The organism is Cellulosimicrobium marinum (genome assembly GCF_020551945.1).
Taxonomy (GTDB): Bacteria; Actinomycetota; Actinomycetes; order Actinomycetales; family Cellulomonadaceae; genus Cellulosimicrobium; species Cellulosimicrobium marinum.
The window spans coordinates 269,734-292,566 of record NZ_JAJBZH010000002.1; the positions used below are offsets into that span (position 1 = coordinate 269,734).

Below are 22,833 nucleotides of genomic sequence, written 5' to 3' on the forward strand. Positions count from 1 at the left end.
GGCCGCCGCCCGCGGGACGGCACCGTCGACGTGAAGCCGTCCCCGTGGTGGGCCGGGCGGCGGGGCGGCCGCCCGGCCGGTCGTGGTGCCGTCAGGCGGTGAGCCGACGGCGCAGCCCGAGCCCGATCCCGACGACGCCGGCGAGCGCGGCCCCGCCGAGGAGGGCGGACGCGCCGACGGAGAGGCGGCCGACGGGGCTCTCGTCGACGCCGGTCCGCAGCTCGGTGGTGCCGGCGGCCAGGGTGCCGGTGCCGTCGGCGAGGGTCGCGGCGCCGTCGGCGATACGGGTGCTGCCGTCGTGGAGCTCGGTGGTACCGGCGGCGAGGGTCGTGGTGCCGTCGTGGAGGGTCTGCGACCCGGCGGCGAGGTCGTCCGCGCCGGAGGCGAGCTCGCCCGCACCGTCGTCCAGGGTGGTGAGCCCGTCGCGCAGCGTCAGGGTGCCGTCCTCGAGCCGGGTCGTCCCGACGGCAAGGTCGTCGGCGCCGGTGGCGAGGCGTGCGGTCCCGTCGCGGAGGTCGCTCGCGCCCGCGGCGGCGCGCCCGGTGCCGTCGGCGAGGTCGGCGGCGCCGTCGGCGACCCGGCCGGTGCCGTCCGCGAGGGTGGCAGCGCCGTCCTGCAGGTCCGCGGTGCCCGTGCCGAGCGTCGCGGCGCCCTCCTCGAGCTCGCCGATCTTCCCGTCGAGGGTCTCGGCGCCGTCGGCGAGCGCCTGCACGCCGTCCGCGAGGGTGGTGTCGATGCCGTCCTGGAGCTGCTGCACGCCGGCGGCGAGCCCGGGCTGGTCGGGGGTGCCGGTGCCGAGGCCCGCCTGGAGACGGGCGAGCCCGGCGGAAAGGCCGGGCTGCTCGGGCGTGCCGCTGCGAAGCCCGGCGCTGATCCGGTCGACGCCGCCGACGACCTGGCCGGCCCCGGTCGCGATCCGGCCCGCGCCCCCGGCGATCTGGGCGACGTACCCGGGTGCGTCGGGGGCGCCGTTGCCGAGGGCGCGGACGGTCCCGGCGAGGGTGGCGAGCGTCTCGGGGGTCGTGGGCGCGGCGCCGGAGGCGAGGGCGTCGAGCGTCGCGGCGACCTGGTCGAGGCCGGCGCCGACCTGCTGGGCGGACGTCTGGAGCGTCGTCGCGGACTGACCGAGCGTCACGACCCCGGCCCGCACGGTCGTCGTGCCCTTGTCGAGCGCGGCGACGCCGCCCTGGATGCGGGTCACGCCGTCCTGGGCGGTCGTGACGCCTCCGGCGAGCCGTGCTGCACCGGCCGAGAGGCGGTCCTGGCCGGCGGCGAGGTCCTCGACGCCGGAGCCGAGCTCGGTGCGGACGCCCTCGCGCAGCGCGGTGGCGCCCTCGGCGAGGGCGGCCGCGCCGGTGGCGGCGCGCTCGGCACCGTCCGCGAGGGTGGTCGCGCCGTCCGCGGTGCGTGCGGCGCCGTCGCGCAGGGTGCCCGCGCCGGTGTCGAGGTCGGCGGCGCCCGCGGCGAGGCGTGCGGCCCCGTCGGCGGCGTCGTCGGTGCCGGCCTCGAGGCGTGCGGCCCCGGCGTCGAGCTCGTCCGCCCCGGCGGCGAGCTCGGTGGAGCCGTCGAGCGCGGCGGTGCTGCCGGAGGCGAGGCGGGCTGCGCCGTCCGCGGCCTGCTGCGCACCGGCCGTGAGCTCGGCCGCGCCGTCCTCGAGGTCGCCCGCGCCGGTGGCGAGCCGTTCCGCGCCGGCCTGGGCCTCGGCGGTGCCCCCCGCGAGGGTCGCGGCACCGGCGTCGAGCTCGGCCGCGCCGTCGTCGAGCCGGGTGGCGCCGTCGGCCACCTCCCCGTGGAACAGGAGGAGGAAGGCGACGAGCCCGCCCACCACGAGGGCGAGCACCGTCAGGGCGACGGTGGTGAGCACGGTGTGCGTGCGGGACGGGCGGGCGGCGGCGTGCAGGGTGGTCGGCATGGTCGTCCTTCCTCGCGCCCGGCGTCGTCGCCGGGCGGGCAGGAGCGGGAGGGGAGTGGCCCGGGGAGTGCGGGCGCGGCGTCCGCCCCCGTTGGCGGGACGCCGAGTACCAGGTAGAACCGGGCCGACGGTAACAACGCCCGACGTGCCGTGGACAGGCAGTAGCAGGTAACCGAGGGCCCTTCGGCCGTCACGATTCGGTCACGGGGCCGAAGTATCAGATACCCCGGTCGCCAGCACGTCGCCCGCGGCAACCGGTTGCCGTCCACAGACGCTGTCCGTCCCGGCCGTCCGTCCACCGCCGGTGGACGACGCCGTGGATTGTTCACCCGGCGGTCACCCGCAGGTCCCGGCCCGGTCGCCGCGTCGCCACGCCGTGCCACGACGCTGCGGACGGCCACCCTGACCGTCGAAGGAGAGTCATGCCACCGACCACCGCGCGCCCCGGCACCCGCCGCTCGCGCCTCGCCGCGCTCGTCGCCACCGGTGCCGCGCTCACGCTCGGGCTGGGGACGGTGCCCGCGCTGGCCGCCGCACCGGCCGGGACCGGGGCGACGACGCCCCTCGCCGGCGCCGCGTCCGCCGCCTGGACGTCGCCCGCCGCGGAGCGGACGTTCCACCGGCTCGCGACGTACCCCGTCTACGAGAACCGCCCGAGCGGCACCGCGGTCGAGGACGCCACGGTCGCCGAGATCTCCGCCGTGAGCGAGGACGGGAGGACCGTCGTCCACACGGACGCCGCCGCACGGCGCATCGGGTTCCTCGACATCACCGACCCGGCGGCCCCGAAGGGCCTCGGCACGCTGAGCCTGGCCGAGCTCGGGTCGGAGCACGACGAGCCGACGTCGGTCGCGGTCGTCGGCGGGTACGTGCTCGTCGTCGTGGACACCTCGCAGAGCTTCACCGCGCCGAGCGGGCGTCTCGACGTCGTCGACCTCGCCACGCGCGAGCGGGTCCGCTCGTTCGAGCTCGACGGCCAGCCGGACTCGATCGCGGTGACTCCCGACGGCGCCCACGCCGTCGTGGCGATGGAGAACCAGCGCGACGAGGAGGCGACGCCCGAGGGCGGCGACGAGGGCGACCTGCCGCAGCTCCCCGCGGGCTTCCTGCAGGTCCTCGACCTGCCCGGCGAGGACCCGGCGGCCTGGTCGACGCGCCCGGTGCCGCTCGTCGCGCAGGACGGGTCCGCCCTGCCCGCGCTGGTCGCGGCCGGGCTGGACACGCCGCAGGACCCGGAGCCGGAGTACGTGGCGATCGACCCGTCGGGCACGACGGCCGCGGTGACGCTGCAGGAGAACAACGGCGTCGTCCTGGTGGACGTGGCGAGCGGCACGGTCGTGTCGGCCTTCTCCGCGGGTACCGCGACGGTGCAGGGCGTGGACGTGGTCGAGGACGGCGTGATCGACCTGACCGGCACGATCACGGACGTCCCGCGGGAGCCGGACGCGATCGCCTGGGTCGACGACGCGCACGTCGCGACGGCCGACGAGGGCGACTGGAAGGGGGGCTCGCGCGGCTGGACCGTGTTCGAAGCGTCCTCGGGCGAGGTCGTGTGGGAGGCGGGTGCCGAGATGGAGCACCTCGCGGCGCGCGTCGGCCTGCATAACGAGGACCGCACCGAGAACAAGGGCGCCGAGCCCGAGGGGCTGACGGTCGCGACGCTGGGCGGTGTCCGCTACGCGTTCGTCGGGTCGGAGCGGTCGAACGTCGTGGCCGTGTACGACGTCTCGGACGCCACCGAGCCCCGGTTCGTCCAGGTGCTCGCGACGACGAACGGCCCGGAGGGCCTGCTCACCGTCCCGGGGCGCGACCTGCTCGTGGTGTCGAGCGAGGAGGACGACGCGGAGGTGGGCGTGCGCTCGGCCGTCACCGTGTTCGGTCTCGGCGAGCGGTGGGCCGACGACGCGGGGTCGCCCCGGTTCCCGAGCGTGGTCTCCGCGGACGTGACCTCGGGCCCGGCGGCGGGGACGCCGATCGGGTGGGGCGCGCTGGGTGCGCTGAGCGCCGACCCGGCCGACCCGCAGCGCCTGTGGACGGCGACGGACGCGGCGTACGCGCAGACGCAGCTCCTGTCGGTCGACGTCAGCGCGTCCGGCGACGGGTCACCGGCGGTGATCGACCGGTCGGTGACGCTCACGGCCGACGGCGCGCCGGCGGGCCTCGACGTCGAGGGCCTGGCCGCGCGGCCGGACGGCGGGTTCTGGCTCGCTGTCGAGGGGGCGGCGGGCGACGAGAACGCGCTCGTGCGTGCCGACGCGGACGGGGCGGTCGTCGAGACGGTCGCGCTGCCGGCGGACGTCGTGGCGGGACTCGGCAAGCAGGGCCTCGAGGGCGTCGCCGTCCAGGGGGCGGGGGAGTCGGAGCAGGTGTGGCTCGCGCTGCAGCGCGGTCTCACGACCGACGAGGGGGGCACCGCCGGGAGCGCACGCCTCGGCCGGTACGACGTCGCGTCGGGCACCTGGGACTGGTTCGCCTACCCGTTGGAGCGGACGACGACCGCGGGCGACTGGATGGGGCTCAGCGAGGTGACGGTCGTCGACGACGACACGCTCGCGGTGATCGAGCGGGACAAGCTCAACGGGCCCGCTGCCGCGGTGAAGCGCGTGTACGCGGTGGACGTCCCCGAGACGGCGGTGGGTGCGGCGTCGGGCACCCCGGTCGCGCTGACGAAGGTGCTCGCGCACGACGTCCTGCCGGACCTGCGCGCGACGCGCGGCTGGACGCAGGAGAAGCTGGAGGGCCTGACGGTCGCGGGCGACGGGACCGTGTACGCGGTGACGGACAACGACGGTCTGGAGGACGCCACGGGCGAGACGGTGCTCCTGGGCCTCGGCGACGTGGCGGAGGTCTTCGCGGGCCACGTCGACCCGACGGACCCGACGGACCCGACGGACCCGACGGACCCGACCGACCCGTCCGACCCCACGGACCCGGGGACGACGCCGGGCGCGGGCGAGGAGGCGCCGTCGCCGGCGCTGCACACGGTCGACGCGGACGACCTCACGGACGCGAACGAGGGCGGCGTGTCCCTCTCGCCGAGCACGGTCCGCCCCGGGGAGACGGTGACGGCCACGGCGGACGGGTTCGCCCCGGGCGAGTGGGTCTCGGCGACCCTGTTCTCGACCCCGCTCGACCTCGGCATGACCCGGGCCGACGCGGACGGCGTCCTCACGGCGACCGTGACGATCCCGACCGACGTCGCGGCGGGCACGCACCGGTTCGCCCTCGTCGGCCAGGTCGACGGGCGCGTCCTGTGGACGGAGCTCGAGGTCCTCGCCGCGGACGGCTCCACCGGCGCGGACGACGACGCGTCCCCGGGCGGCCTCGCCTCGACCGGTGTCCACGTGGGCACCGTCGTCGGCCTGGCGATCGTCCTGCTCGCCGGCGGCACCGTCCTCGTCGTCGCCCGCCGCCGCCTGCGCGGCGTCCCCGGCTGACGAGGTCCCCGGACCCCCGAGCGACGTCCGGCGGTGACGGGACGCACGAGCGCTGGAGGGTGGGGCAGCAGGCGACGGACGCCCGGCGGTGACGGGACGCACGAGCGCTGGAGGGTGGGGCAGGAGGCGAAGGGCGTCGAGCCGCGCGCGACCACGGACGGCCGAATCTCGGCGGACCGGGCGGTGTCCGGCGGCGGTCCGCGGTGACGGCGCGGCAGCCCGAGCCTCCTGCCCCACCCTCCAGCGCGGCGGCGCGGGGCGCAGACCGACGGACCCGACGACCTCAGCCGCGGTCCTCCGGCATGAGCAGCCACAGCACGAGGTACGCGAGGACCTGCGGGCCGGGGAGCAGGAGCGACACGACGGTGACGACCCGCACGACGGTCGGGCTCCAGCCGAAGCGGCGTGCGATCCCGGCGCAGACCCCGGCGATGACGCGGCCCTGGCGGGGGCGGGACAGCGAGGACGGGGTGGGGGTTGCTGACGTGGTCATGGTCCGACCGTAGGCAACGGACGGGGCGCGGGCATCCGGGGTTCCCCGGAGTGCGTCCCTGATCTTCGGGGTCGGCGCCGTCAGTTCGCGAGCGCGTCCTCGAACGCGTCGAGCGCCTGCGGTGACACGAGCGCGAACAGGACGGTGTCCACGTGCGTGCCCGACCAGCCGCGCACGGCCTGGACGGCGACGCGCGCGACGTCGTGCAGGTCCCACCCGTAGGCGCCGCCGCTGACGGCGGGGAAGGCGACGCTGGTGGCGCCGAGGGCGTCGGCGACGTCGAGGGACCGGGTGAAGCAGGAGGCGAGGAGGGCGGGGTCGGTCTCGCCGCGGTGCCGGTTCGGGCCGACGGTGTGGACGACCCAGCGGGCGGGCAGGTCGTACGCGTCGGTGGCGACGGCGTCGCCGACGGGCAGGCCGTCGGGCAGGGTGGTGTCGCGCAGCTCACGGCAGGCGTCGTGGAGGCGGGGGCCTGCGGCGGCGTGGATGGCGCCGTCGACCCCGCCGCCGCCGAGGAGCGAGGAGTTGGCGGCGTTGACGACGGCGTCGACGGGCAGGGTGGTGATGTCGGCGAGTCGCGCGTCGAGGTCCACGTGCCCATCGTCGCAAAGGTGGTGTCGTCGCGCTCGGGCCGCGAGCAACGGAGTGCGGTGGCACGGTGTGCGGATGAGCAGCAGGGACGCGACGACGAGCGGTGACGCGACCGGGCAGGACACACGGCTCTCCCGGTCCGTCGGGGGCCGGCTCCTGTATCTCTTCATCCTCGGCGACGTCCTGGGGGCGGGTGTCTACGCGCTCGTGGGGGAGATGGCGGGCGAGGTGGGGGGTGCGGTGTGGCTGCCGTTGCTCGTCGCGCTCGGACTGGCGCTGCTCACGGCCGGCTCGTACGCCGAGCTCGTCACCAAGTACCCGCGAGCGGGGGGCGCGGCCGTGTTCGCCGACCGGGCGTTCCGCAGCCCGCTCGTGTCGTTCCTCGTCGGCTTCTCGATGCTCGCGGCGGGTGTGACGAGCGCGGCCGGGCTGTCCCTGGCGTTCGCCGGCGACTACTTCGCGACGTTCGTCGACGCGCCGGACCGGCTCGTCGCCGTGCTGTTCCTCGCGGCCGTCGCCGCGCTCAACGCGCGCGGGATCCGGGAGTCGCTGCGCGCGAACGTCGCGATGACGGCGATCGAGCTGTCCGGGCTCGTGCTCGTCGTCGTGCTCGCGGCCGTCGTCCTCGGGCGCGGCGGGGGCGAACCGGGGCGCGTCACCGAGTTCGCCGAGGGCACGACGCCGGCCCTCGCCGTCCTGGCGGGCGCCATCCTCGCGTACTACTCGTTCGTGGGTTTCGAGACGTCGGCCAATCTCGCCGAGGAGGTCCGCGACGTCCGGCGCACGTACCCGCGGGCCCTGTTCGGTGCGCTGGTCACCGCGGGCGTGGTGTACGTCGCCGTGGGGCTCGCAGCGGTGGCCGTCGTCGATCCCGAGACCCTCGCCGGGTCGTCGGGGCCGCTGCTCGAGGTCGTCGACGCGGAGGGTTCCGTCCCCGCGTGGCTCTTCTCGCTCGTCGCCCTGGTCGCGGTGGCGAACGGGGCGCTGCTCACGATGATCATGGCGAGCCGGCTCGCCTACGGGATGGCGGAGCAGGGCATCCTGCCGGGAGCCCTCGGGCGGGTGCTGCCCGGGCGACGCACCCCGTGGGTGTCGATCGTCGTGACGACGCTCGTCGCGATGGCTCTCGTGTTCACGGGCGACGTCGCCGCGCTCGCCGAGACGGTCGTCCTCCTCCTGCTGCTGGTCTTCGGCGTGACGAACGTGGCGGTCCTGGTCCTGCGCCGCGACCACGTGGACCAGCCGCACTTCCGTGTCGCGTCGGCGGTCCCGGTGCTCGGTGTGGCGTCGTGCGTCCTGCTGCTGAGTCAGCAGGACGGTGCGACGTGGCTCCGTGCGGGGGCGCTGCTCGCCGTCGGGGCGGTCCTCTACCTCGTGATGCGGCTGACCGGCGGGGTGGAGGGGCGTCGGCGGCGGGCGGGGGCCTGACGCCGGTGGTCAGTCCCGGGAGAGGACGAGGCCCGTGCTGTGGCCGCCGAACCCGAACGCGTCGACGAGGGCGTGCCGCGCGGTGGTGGTCCGGGCGGTGCCGTGGACGACGTCGAGGTCGACGGCGGGGTCCTGGGCGTCGAGGTTGAGCGTGGGGGGGACGGCGCCGTCGCGCAGCGCGAGGAGCGCGACGAGCGCGCCGAAGGCGCCGGACGCCCCGAGGAGGTGGCCGGTGGCGCCCTTGGTGCTGGTCACCGGTGGCGGGGTGCCGAGGGCGAGGCGGAGGGCGTCGGCCTCGTTGACGTCCCCGACGGGGGTCGACGTCGCGTGGGCGTGCACGAGGCCGACGTCGCCGGGGGCGAGGCCGGCGGAGCGCAGGGCGAGACCGATCGTGCGCGCCTGGTTGTGAGGGTCGCCGCCGACGATGTCGTACGCGTCGGAGGTGGTCGCCGCGCCCGCGACGACGCCGTGGACGTGGGCCCCTCGTGCCACCGCGTGCTCCTCGCGCTCCAGCACGAGGAGGACCGCCCCCTCGCCCATGACGAACCCGTCGCGGTCGGTGTCGAACGGGCGCGAGGCGCGGTGCGGCTCGTCGTTGCGGGTGGACAGGGCGCGGGCGCGCGCGAACGCGGCGAGCGAGAACGGCAGCACCCCGGCCTCGACCCCGCCGCACACGACGACGTCCGCGGTACCCGCGAGGATCATCTCGCGGCCCATGCCGACCGCCTCCGCACCGGCGGCGCACGCGCTGATCGGGGCCCGCGCGCCGGCCTTGGCGCCGAGGTCCATGGACAGCCAGGCGGCCGGGCCGTTCGCCATGAGCATCGTCACCGTGTGGGGGGAGACGCTGCGGTGGCCGCCCGCGGCGAACCGGGCCGCCTGGTCGAGCGTCGTCGCGATGCCGCCGTTCGCGGACCCGACGACGACGGCGAGACGTTCCGGCTCGACGTCGGGCGTCCCCGCGTGGGCCCACGCCTCGCGGCCCGCGACGAGGGCGAGCTGCTCGGCGCGGTCGGTGCGGCGGCGCTCGCGGACGGCGAGCGTGCCGGCGAAGGTGTCGTCGACGGTGGCGGCGATGCGCACGGGGAGGTCGGCGACGTCGGGGTCGGTGAGCGCGTGGATGCCGTGCCCTCCGCGCAGGAGCGTGGCCCAGGTGTGCTCCGCCGTCAGCCCGACGGGTGTGACGGCGCCGAACCCGGTGATGACTGTGCGTGTCATGACCCCCCCGCTCCCGGTCGCCGTACCTGGCGTCCGTGCTCTCCGATGCCCCCATTCCAGGACAATCGTGCAGCATTGTCCTGCGCTGCCATGTGATAGCCGTCACACTGGCGCGGGACCTGGTTCGGACGCCGCCGCGCGGACGCGTCAGAACAGCGTCGAGATGAGCAGCGCCGTCGGGACGGACACGACGGCCATGACGAGCGTCGGCAGGATGAAGGAGTGGTTGACGACGTACTTGCCGATGCGGGTCGACCCGGTCTGGTCGATCTCGACGGCCGCGAGCTGGGAGCCGTTCGCCGGGAGGGTCATGACGCCGCCCATCGCGGGCAGGTAGGCGGCGAGCGTCGCGGTCGGCAGCCCGAGGCTCATGCCGAGCGGGATCATCGTGTTCACCGCCGCGGACTGGCTCGTCGTCGCCGCCGCCACGAGGAAGAGACCGATCGCGAGGAACCACGGTGCGGACTCGGCGGCGTCCGTCAGGCCGCCGATCACCGTCTCCTCGTTGCCGGAGATGAACGTGTTCGCGAGCCACGCGATCCCGAGCAGGGCGATGATCGCCGTCAGTCCGGACTTCGTCAGCGGGGCGTCGAGCACCGCGGTCGGCCTGACCTTCCCGACGAGCATGACGACGAGCGCCACCGCGAGCATGACCATCGTCAGGAGGGTCGTGAGCGACAGCGTCACGGTCTCGCCGTCGACCGTCCACGACGGCAGGAGCTCGTCGAACGCCCCGAGCAGGACGACGAGCAGGACACCGAGGAAGAACACGCCCGCGGCGCGCTTCGCCGTCGCCGGGACCTCCGTCGACCCGGCCGCGGACCGCGCGGGCGGCCGCACGAGGCCCTCGGCGAGCCGCCGCTGGTACTCGGGGTCGTCGGCCAGCTCGCGGCCCACGCGCGACTGCACGACGGCGGCCACCACCGTCCCGAGCAGGACAGCGGGGAGCGTGATGAGAAGGATCTCGCCGAGCGACAGGGCGTCGCCCCGGTTGCCCGTCAGCCCCACGAACGCCGCCATCGCCGCCGCCACCGGGCTCGCGGCGAGCGCGAACCCCGACACCGCGACCGACGTCGCGAGCGGTCGCTCGGGCCGGATGCCCCGCTCGTACGACACCTCGTAGATGACCGGGAGGAGCGGGAAGATGATGTTGCCCGTGCCCGACCCGGCGCAGAACACGAACGTCATGAGCGGCGCGAGGAAGTTCACCATGCTCGGCCGGGACCGGATCACCTTCTCGGCGAGCAGCACCAGGTAGTCGATCCCGCCCGCGGACTGCATCGCGGACGCCGCCGTGATGACGGCGAGGATGACGAGGATGGCCTCCCACGGGATGTCGCCCGGCTGCTCGCGGAACACGAACACGAGGACGACGACGCCGACGGCGCCCCACAGGCCGAGCCCGACCCCGCCCATGCGCACACCGAGGTAGATCGCGGCGACGACGACGAGCGCTTCCAGCACGAGGACCAACGTGTCCACGGGCGTCCCTTCCCCTGCGGTCGGCGGTGTCTCAGTCGGTCGCGAGCGCCTGGAGCAGCAGGGCCTGCGCGAGCGCCATGTGCTCGATCTCGGACGGGTCGACCGACTCGTCGGGCCCGTGGATGGCGGCGTGCTGCGCGTCCTGCGGGCCGACGAGCACGAAGTCGGCCTGCGGTGCGACGTCGCGCAGGGTGTCGAGCAGGGGGATGGACCCGCCCGAGCCGACCGTCTCGACGGGGCGCCCGTACGCCGTCGCGAGGGCGTCGCGCATGAGACCGAACGCGCGCCCGTCGGTCGGCTGCGAGAAGGGCGGCGACTTCTTGTCCTCGGTGACGGTGACGCGCGCGTTCCCGGGCACGTGGGCCTTCAGGTGGGCGATCAGCGCGTCCATGGCGTCCTGCGGGTCCTGGCCCGGCGGGATGCGCATCGCGACGACGGCCCTCGCGCGCGGCTGCAGCACGTTCGACGCCTCCGCCGTGCTCGTCACGTCCATGCCGAGGACGCTCACCGTGGGCCGGGCCCACAGCCGCGACGCGACCCGGCCCGTCCCGACGAGGTCCACCCCGTCGAGCACGCCCGCGTTCGCCCGCAGCAACTCCTCCGAGTAGTCCGCGCCCTCCCACTCGCCCGAGGCGACGCCCGCGACCGCGCACGCCCCGTCGTCGTCCACGAGCGTGGCCAGCGCACAGATCAGCGCCATGAGCGCGTCCGGGGCCGCGCCGCCGAACAGGCCCGAGTGCACCGGGGCCGCGAGCGTCTCGACCTCGACGACGGCCTTGACGTGCCCGCGCAGGCCCACGCTCAGCACCGGCTCGCCCACCACGAGGTTGCCCATGTCGGCGACGACCATGACGTCCGCCTGGAAGTCGTCCGGGTGCGCCTCGACGTGCGCCTCCAGGTGCGAGACGGTCTCCTCCTCGCCCTCGACGACGAGCCGCACCCCGACCGGCGGTCTCCCATCGAACGCGGCGAGCGTCGCCAGGTGGATCGCGATGCCTCCCTTGTCGTCCGCCGCGCCGCGCCCGTGGAGGCGCCTGTCCACCCACGTCGGGGTCCACGGGTCCGTCGACCACTGCTGCGACGCGGGGACGGGCTGCACGTCGTAGTGCGCGTACAGCAGCACGGTCGGCGTGCCCGGCGGACCCGGCACGTCCGCCGTCACCGCCGGGTACCCGCCCTCCACGGGCGTGACCCGCGCGTCCACGCCGTACCGGCCGAACGCGTCGACCACACGCTGCGCCGCCGCGTGCACCGGTTCCGACGGGAAGCCCGGGAACGCGCAGGACGGGATCGCGATCAACGCCTCCAGCTCCGCCAGCACCTCCGGCATGAGCCCCGCGACCTTCGGTCGCAGCACGGTGTCGTCCAAGGGCGTGGGCGCGGCCGTGGCGCCCGGGGCGCCGTCGCCGGTCAGGTCGCTCATGGACCTGACGGTAGACCTGACCAGGCCCGACGGCGCGGCGAACCTCACGTGGAGCGCAACGCCTCCGGGTCGATCGACCGAGGGGCTGCCGCACCCGCGGCCAACGCCACCCCGAGGACCGCGGCGGCCGTGAGCCCGCCGAGGGCGAGGACCGCCGGCCAGTCCGGCTCGCGCACGAGGCCCCCGGCGTACTGCCACGCGAGCCCGCCGAGAGTGCCGCAGACGAACGCCAGCAGCGCGCCCGACCCGAGGGTCGTCACCGCCTCCCACCGGTGCGCGGCGCGCAGCAGCCGCACCTCCGCGCCGGCGGCGAGCAGTCCTGTGTCCGCACGTCGCCGTGTCGTGACACGGTCGGCCAGCGCGACGGCGAGCGCCAGCGCGGTCATGAGCGCACCGAGGAGCAGGCCCAGGCGGATGAACCCGTTCGTCATGGCGATCGTGCGGCCGCTGTCCGGGTCGAGGCCCACGGCCGTGGGCTGGCTGTAGGGGGCGACGTCGTAGACGGCCGCCAGCGCCGTGGAGAGGTCGCCCCGGGGGACGGCGGCGACGAGCAGGGCGTTCGTCGAGAAGACGGTCGCACCCGAGGCGTCGACCTGCGGGCCCCGCGGCACCGCGTCGAGGACGAGCGCCGGGTCGAGCGTGACGAGCAGGTCGACGCCGTCCTCGGCGAGCAGCCGTGCGGCGCCCTCCGGCAGCTCGCCCCGCAGGGGGAGGTCACCGGCGACGGGAGCGAGGGCGGGCACGTCGCCCGGCCCCACCGAGCGCGCGTCGTGGTGCAGTCCCGACGTGAGCACAGAGCCGTACTCGCACCCCGACAGCCGAGCGCCCCCGAGCGCGGCGAGCCAGGCGTCGGCCTGGTCGCACGTCGCCACGGCCGCCAGCACGAACCTCGGCGACGAGGGGTCGCTCGCCGCGAGACCGACGACCGGGCCGGCCAGACGCTCGGCGAGAGCCTGCGTGCCGCCCGGAGGGAGCTCCGAGGCGTCCACCGACACGGGCACCACCGCCGTCACCGGCACGCTCACGGCACGCGCGTCCCGCGTCTGCCCGATCGTCACGCCCGCTGCCATGACGAGCAGCGTGAGCGCGACGACGAGACGCGCGCCGTCCCTCGGGTCGAACGCCGCCCGGGAACCACCGAGCCGTGCGGCGACGGACCGACCGCGGGCCGCGAGGAGAAGTCCCGTCCGGCGGACCACCCACGGTGTCGCGACGGCGAGACCGATCGCGGTCACCAGCACCGCGGCCGACATCACGAGGTCGAGCCGGACCGGGGCCGCGCCCGCCGGGCGCTGTGCGCCGACCACGACCTGCGCCGTCAGGGACGTCAGCCCGAGGAGGAGCGGGGCCAGGCGCCACGCGGAGACAGCGCGAGCGGGGTCGGCGGACCGCAGCCCCGCCCGGGTGGTCGTGGTCGCGTCGACGCGACGGCCTGCGAGCACGGCCAGCAGCACCAGGACGCCGCCCGGGACGACCGCTGTCGCGGGCGTCAGCGCGGTGTCCTCGGTGAACCAGGTCGTGCCGAGGAACCCGGACCCCGCGACCAGGGAGTTCACCCACGGGAAGACGGCGAGGCCGCACACCCACCCCACGACGGACAGCGTCACGACCTCGACGGTGTTCACCGCCCGGACCGTCGCGTCGGGCGCCCCGAGGAACTGCAGCACCGCGAGCCGCCGCGCCCGGGTCGAGGCGGAGAGACGTGTCGCCACCCCGAGGAACGCGGCGACGGGCATGCCGACGAGGACGGCGAGGAGGGCGACGAGAGCAGCGACCTGCCCGGACGGCACGTCCGGGGTGTCACGGTCGTGGGCGCCCGCCCCCGGTGCGCCGGGGGCGACGACCGCCTCCCCACCTCGGGGCTGCTCCGACTGCAGGACGCCGCGGTAGGCGACCAGCTCGTCGGGTCCGCGCAGGCCGGCGTCGGCGACCGTGCCGACCGCCGTCCCCGGGACGAGGGCCCGGAACGCGTCGACGTCGGTCAGGGCACGGGCGGCCGGCGAGAGCACGACCTCGCCGGGCCCCGGCCACCGGTCGACCCCCGGCGGGAGCGGCAGGGCACCGTCGAGCGGGTCGACGTCGACCCGCAGGAGCATGCGGTCCTCGTAGGCGATCCGGGACACCGTCACCCGCGCCTGAGCGGACGCCCCGTCGGTGGCGGACGTGAACGAGCGGTCCCACGTGCGCTCGGACTGCGCGTGCACGACCGTCGCCGCGGCGACGCACACGAGCGTCCCCACGACCGCCATCGCGACGCCTGCCACCACCAGCAGCCGCGACCACCAGCGGCGGGGTCCGCCTGCACGGAGCAGGCGGACTCCGAGCAGCAGCACCCCGAGCCGCGTCACGGTGCCAGGTACGGGAACGCGGGCACGCGCCCGACGCCCGCCAGGTCGACCACGCGGTCCGCTCTCGACGCGACCGCGGAGTCGTGGGTGACCAGGACGACGGCGGCCCCCCGTGACCGGGCGGCGTCGAGCAGCAGGCCGAGGACCACGTCGCCGTTCTCCGCGTCGAGCGCACCCGTCGGCTCGTCGGCGAGGACGACCGCCGGGTCGTGGACGAGGGCCCGTGCCACCGCCGCACGCTGAGCCTGACCACCGGACACCTGCGCCGGGTACCTCCCGGCGAGCGAGGCGATGCCCAGCTCGTCGAGAAGGCTCCTCGCCGAGGCCGTCGCCTCCCGACGTGACGACCCGAGCAGCTCGCGCGGGAGCGACACGTTCTCCAGGAGCGTCAGCTCGGCGATCAGCTCCGAGAACTGGAACACCATCCCCACGTGCTCCCGGCGCACCGTGCTGCGCTCGTCGACCGACAGGCCGGAGAGAGACCGGCCCGCGACGGTGATCGTTCCCGTGGACGGGACGAGGATGCCTGCCAGGCAGTGCAGCAGCGTCGTCTTGCCCGTCCCGCTCGGCCCGGTCAGAGCGACGACCTCCCGACCCACGGCAAGGCTCACCCCGTCGAGGACCGGACGCTCGTTCGGGAACGCGAACGAGACACCCTCGGCCTCGATCGTCGGGCGTTCGTCCGTCACCACGAGCCGTTCGCGGATCCGCCGCCCCGCTTCGAGCCGTGACGCACGTAGGCGAGCGACCCGGCGACGAGCACCGCGCCGGCGAGGAACCCGAGGTGAGTCAGGAGCGACGGGTTGTAGATGACGTTCACGTCCCACGGGACGAGGCGGGGCACGGAGAACACCAGCACGATTCCGAGGGGGAGAACCCACGCGGTCCTGCCGCCCAGGACGACCGTCCCCACGAACCCTGCCCCCCACAGGAGCGCGACGAGGGATGTCAGCGATCTGATGTCGAGCAGGGTCGTCAGTCCTACGACGACCGCTCCGGCCGTGCCGACGAACACGCTCGACGTCAGGACACACGAGCGCAACGAAGAGAGTCGCCGACCTGCGGTGGCGATCAGGAACGAGGGCGGCTCGTCCAACGTCGGCAGCCAGATGCTCAGCGGGACGACGAGAGCGACCAGCGCCAGTGACGGCAGTGACGCACCGTCTCGCACAGCGGGCAGCAGGTACGGCAGGAGGACGCCGGACGACACCGCCACCACGACCCACGACAGGCTGACGGCCGCTGCCCAGCCGAGGGTCATCCCCCGAGCGGCACAGTGCAGCCGAACGAGGCGCATCGTCGCTGCTGAGGGTGTCGGCATGTGCGGCTACTCCTCGGCGAACCGGGAGAGGTACGCCGAACGGTCGTCGTCACCAGCGTGGAGAAGCCAACGCTCGAGCTCCGCGGCCTCCTGCGTGTACTCGAGGTTCTCCGGTCCCAGAGCTGGTGCGCCGAGAACGTGCGGCAACTTCCCCGCGAGGCCTGTCGCACTGGTCACGTACCAGCCGACGACGTCGTTGTCGGTGGCCTCCTGAACACCCGACGTCGAGGCAGGGCCCTCGTTGAATGGCCCGAAGAGCTCACGGACCAGTCCCAGCTGGAAGGCGTCGGCATCAAGGACGGTCCGGGCAGACGTGTCGGAGAACTCGGAGAAGAAGAGCACGTCTCCGTCAGATGCGTACGCCTCCAGCTCGGTGTCCACGAGCGGGTCGAGGCCGCGTGCCTCGTCGTCCACGAGAGTGACGCCATCGAGCGTTCCTGGGACAACTGCTGCGAGCCGCTCGACCTCCTCGGCGGCGTCCTCTGCCATGTACGACTTCGCACGGGGCAGACAGATCGTCGTTCCGTTCTCCGACCGCGAGCACACGAGTGCAGTCGCGGCCTCGTCGATCGAGACGGTCGACGAGCCGACGTACAGCAGCGCGGCCGCGGTGAACGAGGCGGCGAGCGAGGCCGTCCACACGGCCGTACGGCGCGCACGGGCGAGGGACAACGTGATCGAGATCGCCGCGAGCGCGAGGAACGTTCCCTGAACCAGAGGTATCCACGGTGCGGGACGCACGAAGACCTCCCACTGGAGGTCGACCGGTGTGAGCAGTGAGAGCGTCGTCGACCCGCGGAAGAGCAGGCCGCCGATCACGCCGTACACCAGGACGGCTGCGACGGGGGCCGCGATCGCGGGCCTGAGCAGCCTGGTCATGCACTGGCCCATGGCTCCTGCGAGCATGCCCAGTGCGACCACGCTCGTCGCGTTCTGCAGTGCGACGTGCCCGTAGGACGCGGACCGGCACGTGATGACCGCAGCGGGTAGTGCAGCCAGGAGCATCGCCAGGCTCTGAACGGCCGTGAACTCGAGCAGGTGGCGTAGCCGGGGAGTGGCAGCGCCCCTGGGGGACGTCAGGATCAAGGCGGTCACCACGTCGTTGCGCAAGGTGCCTGCGGCATAGGCAGCAGCGGCCGTCGACACCGGGAGCGACACGAGGAACGCGTAGTCGAAGGAGGTCGACGTCGCGGCCCACGACCCTGCCCACGCGTCCGCCTGCGGAAGGTATCCCAGCAGGTGGGCCGTCGTGATCGCGACGAGACTGAGTCCTGCCGTGCGTCGGTCGATCGTCAGGAACACACGGGCGGTGGATCGTCTACGACGCACGAGGAACCAAGCCGAGGAACGCGGAACGGATCCTCTCAGCACGATCCGCTGGTGGGGCGAGCTCGAGGAGGGCGTCCATGGTTCCGTCGAAGAGGAGTGTGCCCGCGTCGAGGACGAGGCAACGATCGGCGACCACCGCCGCGTCCTCCAGCAGGTGGGTTGAGACGAGCAACTGTCGCTCCTCGGCGATCGACGCGAGGACGGCGTGAAACTCCGAGCGCTGCTCTGGGTCGAGGCCGACTGACGGTTCGTCGAGAAGGACGAGGCCGGGCTCGTTGATGATTGCCTGAGCGATGCCCAGCCGTCGAACCATGCCGCCCGACAACGTACCGACCCGCTCGTTCTTCTTGTTCTCCAGGTGCACCATTTCGAGCGTCTGGTCGATGCGAGTCTCGATCGTGGCGCTCGGCATGTCCTTGAGCCAGCCGGCGTACTCCAGGAATTGCTGGACGGTCATGCCCTTCGGTGGTTCGAAAGTCTGCGGCAGCCATCCGAAACGTCGGTAGAATGCGCGCGCCGCTCGGGAATGCGTCGGAAAGGGCGTCCCGTCGAGCTCGACATATCCGTCGTCCGGGGCCTCGACGCCGGCAAGCACACGGCACAGCGTGGACTTGCCGGCGCCGTTACGGCCAAGGAGTACGGTGATTCCGTCATCAAGATCAAATGTTGCGGAACGAAGCGCTAGAGTTTTTCCGTACGCCTTCGAAACGTTCTTGGCGCCAATCCTCATGAGTGCCTGCGGTCGGCTCGCCGCGCGATCATGTGCTGACGCGTCAGATCGAGCAGGACGGTGAGGTCCTGCATCGGGCGCGGCTCGTCCACACGTTCATGTGGACGGTGCCGCTCGTGCTGTCCGGCACGAGCGCGACAGAACGACCCGTCGTGTGCATAAGGCTTCCCCCTGATCGAGCGCCGGTCGGCTTCGACCGCGTTCGGATTGAACACTCGGCAAAGGTGCGTGTCAAGAGGTTGGTCCCGGGAGCATCAGGTCTTGGTGCTACCACCCGCCGGGCGCGAGGACCTTCCGGATGCGCTTCTCGCTCACCGGGCCGTCCGTGCCGAGCTGCTGCGCGAACAACGACACGCGCAGCTCCTCGACCAGCCACCGCACGTCCGCGAGCTCCCGGGCCCGCGCCGGGTCGGCGGGACCGCTCGCGTACGCGGCGCGTGCGCGCTCGTACGCCTCCTCGACGTCGTGCATGCGCCACGCGAGCTCGGCGTCGCGGTTCGGGTTCGACTGCGCCTTCTCCAACCGGTACGACGCCGCGCGCAGGTACCGCGTCAGGTGCGGCAGCCGCGCCGGTGGTGTCGCCGCCACGAACCCGTCATAGATCAGGCCCGCGACCTGGTCTCGCACGTCCGTGAGCGTGTTGAGCAGTGCCAGACTGTTCGACGCGCGGATCTCCGCGTCCAGGTTCCGTGCCGCCGTCAGCGCCGCCACCACGTGCCCGACGACGCGGTGCACCTGGTCCTCCAGGTGCGCCCGCACGAACGCGCGCGCCACCCCGTACGCCTCCGCGTCCCGCACCGTCGCGGCGTCGGGCTGCGCGCCGTAGGTCCCGTTCCCGCCGCTCGTCAGCGCGATCACCGCGGCGAGCTGCAGGTCCGCGACCAGCGCCTCCGTGTTCCGGTACGGGCTCGCCGCGAGCGTCAGCGCCTGCGTCCCGCTCCACCGGCTCGTGATCCGTCCCGCCTGGAGCGCCGTCTCGCCCAGCAGCAACCGCCGCACTCCGCGCGCGTGCGACGACGCCTGTGCGTTCGCGTCGGCGAGCACCCGCAGCGCGACGACCGGCCTGCCCTTCGCGTCCTGCTCCTCGACGAGCGCCGGGTACCCCCGCACGACCACCCCGCCGCCGAGGTCCGTCGACACCGTCTCCGGGATCGCCCCGTCGGGCAGGTCCGTCGGCCACGTCGTCAGGTCGGTGCGTTCGTTCACCAGGGTGGTCGTGGTCGGGCCCGCGGCGGGAGCGCCGCCGGTGCTCGGGCTGGCCGCGCCGTCACCTCGGGCGTCCGGCTGCCCGCTCCCGCGCGCGGCTTCTACGCCCTTCGCATCCGACGTCGCTCCCGCCGCTCCGCGGCCCCGTCGCCCAGGTGCGCCGGGCATACCGGCCGAGCGCGCGCCGTCGGGCCCGGTGCTCCCGCTGGACGGTGAGCCGGACGCCGAGGGGGAGGGGCGGCCGTCGGATGCGAAGGACGTGGCGGGCCTGGCGGGAGCGCCGCGAGGGACGAGCGGCGCGGATGGAGTCCGAGCACCGACGGCCGCCCCTTCCCCGGACCCCGCCACCGTCCCGGACCCCGCACTCGCCGAAGCTTCGCGCAGCGCGGCGCCGACCGCGCCCTTGACGGCAGCGCGGACCGCCGCCTGGTTCTGGGCCGCGAGGCGGCGCTGCAGGGCGAGGAGGTCCTTGGACTCGTCGAGGACCACTTCGCCCTGACGGCGAGGGTCGACGACGCGGAACGTCATACGCAGGTGCGCGGGGAGGCGGGCCTCCTGCTCGGGGCCCCACGCGTCGTCGGGGATGATCACGTCGCGCAGGGCGCGGACGGCGCGCGTGAAGGCGACGTGGAACGGCTCGGCCATGTCGCCGGCACGGGCCATGTCCTCCCAGGCCGGGGTGTGCGCGCGGAGCCAGGTGACGACGTCGCGCGCGACGTCGGGCGCGGGGACGAGCTGGACGCGGACCGGTTTGGGCAGGGACCGGATGGTGGCGGTGGCGAGCTCGTCGAGGAGGCCGGGGACCATCCAGTCGAAGCCGTCGGGCGTGACACGGTTGAGGACGGACACGGGGACGTGGACGGTGACGCCGTCGGCCTCGGTGCCAGGCTGGAACTGGTACGTGAGGGGGAGGGTGAGCTCGCCCTGGGGCCACGTCTCGGGGAACTGGGACGTGTCGACCTGGTCGGCGTCGGGCACGAGCTGTTCGAGCGTGAAGGTGAGCAGGTCGGGGTGGTCGCGGCGCGCCGTCTTCCACCAGCGGTCGAAGTGCGCGGCCGAGACGACGTCGTCGGGGACGCGCTCGTCGTAGAAGTCGAACAGGGCGTCGTCGTCGATCACGAGGCCGCGCTGCCGGGAGCGCGCCTCGAGCTCTTCAGCCTCCTGCAGGAGCGCGCGGTTGTCGTGGAAGAACCGGTGGTGGGTGGTCCACTCGCCCTGCACGAGCGCGTGGCGGACGAACAGCTCGCGTGCCGCCTCGGGGTCGACCTTGGCGTACAGGACCTTGCGGTCCGCGACGATCGGGACGCCGTAGAGCAGCACCTTCTCCGTCGCGATCGCCGCACCGCGCTTCGTGGACCAGTGCGGCTCGGAGTACGTGCGGCGCGCGAGGTCGCCCGCGAGGTCCTCCGCCCACTCGGGCTGGATGCGGGCGACGTCCCGCGCCCACAGGCGCGACGTCTCCACGAGCTCGCCCGCCATGATCCACGCCGGCGGCTTCTTGCTCAGCGGCGAGCCCGGGAAGATCGCGAACCGTGCGCCCCGGGCGCCCGTGTACTCGTTGCGCGCCTGCTTCTGCGCCCGGCGCAGCGCCTTCGCCCGCGCCTCGCCCTTCAGGTGTGCCACCGACGACGCCTTGACGTCGCCCGTGTCCTGCATCCCGATCTGCGACAGCAGGCCGGCGAGCAGCGCCCGGTGAATCGTGTCGCCGTCCCAGGCGCGCTTGTACGCCGCGTCCCCGCTGAGTGCGGGGGATCTGTCGTCGGACGACGCCTCGGGCGACGAATTCCCAGCACTCAACGGCTTGCGGGGACGGTAGGACATGTCGATGCCAAGAGGCTTGGACATGTCGCGGAGCTGGGCGACGACGTCCTGCCACTCGCGGATGCGCAGGAAGTTGAGGTACTCGGCCTTGCAGAGGCGGCGGAACGCCGACGACGAGAGGTCGTGCTGCTGCTCGCGGACGTACTCCCACACGTTGAGGTAGGTGAGGAAGTCGGAGTGCGGGTCGGTGAAGCGGGCGTGCGCCTGGTCGGCCTGGGCGCGGACCTCGGCCGGGCGCTCGCGCGGGTCCTGGATCGACATCACCGCGGCGATGATCGCGACCTCGCGGGCGACGCCGAGGCGCGAGCCCTCGAAGATCATGCGGGCGAGTCGCGGGTCCATGGGGAGCTGCGCGAGGACGCGCCCGACCTCGGTGAGGCGGGTGGTCTGCTGCGCGCCGTCGGCCGCTGTCACGGTCTCCAGCGCGCCGAGCTCGGTGAGGAGCTGGACGCCGTCGCGCACCGCGCGCGTGTCCGGGGGCTCGACGAACGGGAAGCGTGCGACGTCGTCCGGGGTGTCGACGACGCCCACGGAGATCATCTGCAGCAGCACCGACGCGAGAGAGGTGCGCAGGATCTCCGGCTCGGTGAACTCCGGGCGGGACAGGAAGTCGTCCTCGGAGTACAGGCGGATCGCGATGCCGTCGGCGACGCGGCCCGAGCGGCCCGAGCGCTGGTTCGCGCTCGCCTGCGAGACGGGCTCGATGGGCAGGCGCTGCACCTTCGTCGCCTTGGAGTAGCGCGAGATGCGCGCCGTGCCGGGGTCGACGACGTAGTGGATGCCCGGGACGGTGAGCGACGTCTCGGCGACGTTCGTCGCGAGGACGATGCGCCGCGCGGAGTGCGCCTGGAACACGCGGTGCTGCTCCGCCGACGACAACCGCGCGTACAACGGCAGGATCTCCACGCGCTGCGGGTGCTTCGGGTCGCGCACGCGGTCCTTGAGGTGGCCCTCCAGGGCGTCCGCGGCGTCATGGATCTCGCGCTCGCCGGACAGGAACACGAGGATGTCGCCGGGTCCCTCGCGCATCAGCTCGTCGCACGCCTCGACGATTCCGGTGACCACGTCCTTCTCGTCCGACCGGGAGTCGCGCGACGTGCTCGACCTCCCCGCTCCCGCTCGTCCCTCGCGGTCGCCTGCCAGACCCGCCACGGTCTTCGCATCGCCGCGCGGCTCCCGGTCGGGCGAGAGCGGGCGGTAGCGGATCTCGACGGGGTAGGTGCGGCCCGACACCTCGACGACGGGCGCGGCGTCGGGCAGGGCCTCGACGACGTAGTCCGGGGCGCCGCCGAGCTCGGCGAGGTGCGCGGGGGAGAAGTGCGCGGCGAACCGGTCGGAGTCGATCGTCGCGGACGTGATGACGAGCTTGAGGTCGGGCCGCTGCGGCAGGAGGCGCGCGAGGTACCCGAGCAGGAAGTCGATGTTGAGCGACCGCTCGTGCGCCTCGTCGATGACGATCGTGTCGTACGCGAGGAGCGTCGGGTCGCGCTGGATCTGGGCGAGCAGGATGCCGTCGGTCATGACCTTGACGAGCGTGTCCTCGCTGGACGTGTCGGTGAACCGCACCTGGTAGCCGACCACGCCTCCCAGCTCGGTCCCCAGCTCCTCGGCGATGCGCTCGGCGACCGTGCGCGCGGCGATGCGGCGGGGCTGCGTGTGCCCGATCTGGCCGGCACGCCCACGGCCGAGGTCGAGCAGGATCTTCGGCAGCTGCGTCGTCTTGCCCGAGCCCGTCTCGCCCGCGACGACCACGACCTGGTGGTCACGGATCGCCGCGGCGATGTCGTCGCGCCGCGCACTGACGGGAAGCTGCTCGGGGTAGGTGATCGGCGGGACCGTCACCGTCGCGCGCGCCTCGGCCGCCCGCTCGAGCTGCGCGCGGCTCACCTGCCGGGTGCCCGACGACGCCCGGTCGCCCCGTCCGCGCCCGCGGCGGTTCCCGCGGCGCCGGCGAGGCCCCCGCGCGCCGTCCGAGGGCGACGAGGCCGCGCCGTCCGGGGTCGCCGGGGCCGCGCCGTCCCGCTGGGGAGGGCGCTCGGTCGACCGGGACGGCTGGGGCTCTGCACTCACGACGACCCATTCTCTCAACGGTGG

General features: G+C 74.2%; 14 protein-coding genes. 2 read left to right on the forward strand and 12 right to left on the reverse strand.

Going from position 1 to position 22,833, the window contains the following annotated elements; translation table 11 throughout:
• Positions 1 to 91: 91 nt before the first annotated feature.
• Complete coding sequence (locus tag LGQ04_RS05115) at positions 92 to 1,912, reverse strand: YhgE/Pip domain-containing protein (RefSeq protein ID WP_229242623.1); 1,821 nt, start codon at positions 1,910 to 1,912, stop codon at positions 92 to 94.
• Between the two features lie 422 nt (positions 1,913 to 2,334).
• Here LGQ04_RS05115 and LGQ04_RS05120 point away from each other — a divergent pair, with 422 nt between their 5' ends.
• Positions 2,335 to 5,349 (forward strand): esterase-like activity of phytase family protein, encoded by a 3,015-nt coding sequence (locus LGQ04_RS05120; RefSeq protein ID WP_229242624.1) that lies wholly within the window; start codon positions 2,335 to 2,337, stop codon positions 5,347 to 5,349.
• Positions 5,350 to 5,632: 283 nt separating this feature from the next.
• On the opposite strand, the gene LGQ04_RS05125 is transcribed toward LGQ04_RS05120, so the two are convergent.
• Both LGQ04_RS05125 and LGQ04_RS05130 read right to left on the reverse strand, forming a co-directional pair.
• Complete coding sequence (locus LGQ04_RS05125; RefSeq protein WP_229242625.1) at positions 5,633 to 5,842, reverse strand: PspC domain-containing protein; 210 nt, start codon at positions 5,840 to 5,842, stop codon at positions 5,633 to 5,635.
• An 80-nt stretch (positions 5,843 to 5,922) separates the two neighbouring features.
• Positions 5,923 to 6,435, reverse strand: a complete 513-nt coding sequence (locus LGQ04_RS05130; RefSeq protein ID WP_229242626.1) for an O-acetyl-ADP-ribose deacetylase — start codon at positions 6,433 to 6,435, stop codon at positions 5,923 to 5,925.
• A 73-nt stretch (positions 6,436 to 6,508) separates the two neighbouring features.
• On the opposite strand from LGQ04_RS05130, the gene LGQ04_RS05135 reads away from it, so the two are divergent.
• Positions 6,509 to 7,861, forward strand: coding sequence for an APC family permease (locus LGQ04_RS05135; RefSeq protein ID WP_229242627.1), 1,353 nt, complete (start codon positions 6,509 to 6,511; stop codon positions 7,859 to 7,861).
• Between the two features lie 9 nt (positions 7,862 to 7,870).
• Here the strand turns inward: LGQ04_RS05135 and LGQ04_RS05140 are convergent, their stop codons facing one another.
• From LGQ04_RS05140 to hrpA, 9 genes are all read right to left on the reverse strand, one after another.
• A complete protein-coding gene (locus LGQ04_RS05140; RefSeq protein WP_229242628.1) occupies positions 7,871 to 9,079 on the reverse strand; it encodes a beta-ketoacyl-[acyl-carrier-protein] synthase family protein in 1,209 nt (402 codons plus the stop codon).
• Positions 9,080 to 9,226: 147 nt separating this feature from the next.
• On the reverse strand, positions 9,227 to 10,561 hold the full coding sequence (locus LGQ04_RS05145) for an anaerobic C4-dicarboxylate transporter family protein (RefSeq protein ID WP_229242629.1): 1,335 nt from the start codon (positions 10,559 to 10,561) through the stop codon (positions 9,227 to 9,229).
• 31 nt (positions 10,562 to 10,592) lie between these two features.
• On the reverse strand, positions 10,593 to 11,984 hold the full coding sequence (locus LGQ04_RS05150) for a M20/M25/M40 family metallo-hydrolase (protein WP_229242630.1): 1,392 nt from the start codon (positions 11,982 to 11,984) through the stop codon (positions 10,593 to 10,595).
• 44 nt (positions 11,985 to 12,028) lie between these two features.
• The gene (locus tag LGQ04_RS05155; protein WP_229242631.1) at positions 12,029 to 14,332 is read right to left on the reverse strand and encodes an ABC transporter permease family protein; all 2,304 of its coding nucleotides are present in this window, start codon (positions 14,330 to 14,332) and stop codon (positions 12,029 to 12,031) included.
• A complete protein-coding gene (locus LGQ04_RS05160) occupies positions 14,329 to 15,021 on the reverse strand; it encodes an ABC transporter ATP-binding protein (protein WP_229242632.1) in 693 nt (230 codons plus the stop codon). Before LGQ04_RS05160 ends, LGQ04_RS05155 begins: the two co-directional genes overlap by 4 nt.
• The gene (locus LGQ04_RS05165; protein WP_229242633.1) at positions 15,018 to 15,593 is read right to left on the reverse strand and encodes a hypothetical protein; all 576 of its coding nucleotides are present in this window, start codon (positions 15,591 to 15,593) and stop codon (positions 15,018 to 15,020) included. The genes LGQ04_RS05160 and LGQ04_RS05165 overlap by 4 nt, the downstream gene beginning before the upstream one ends.
• 66 nt (positions 15,594 to 15,659) lie before the next feature.
• Positions 15,660 to 16,955 carry a hypothetical protein gene (locus tag LGQ04_RS05170; protein WP_229242634.1) on the reverse strand — a complete coding sequence of 432 codons (1,296 nt, stop codon included), beginning with the start codon at positions 16,953 to 16,955 and terminating at the stop codon, positions 15,660 to 15,662.
• A gap of 16 nt (positions 16,956 to 16,971) precedes the next feature.
• The gene (locus tag LGQ04_RS05175; RefSeq protein WP_229242635.1) at positions 16,972 to 17,712 is read right to left on the reverse strand and encodes an ATP-binding cassette domain-containing protein; all 741 of its coding nucleotides are present in this window, start codon (positions 17,710 to 17,712) and stop codon (positions 16,972 to 16,974) included.
• Positions 17,713 to 17,979: 267 nt separating this feature from the next.
• Complete coding sequence (hrpA, locus tag LGQ04_RS05180; RefSeq protein ID WP_229242636.1) at positions 17,980 to 22,626, reverse strand: ATP-dependent RNA helicase HrpA; 4,647 nt, start codon at positions 22,624 to 22,626, stop codon at positions 17,980 to 17,982.
• Positions 22,627 to 22,833: the final 207 nt, after the last annotated feature.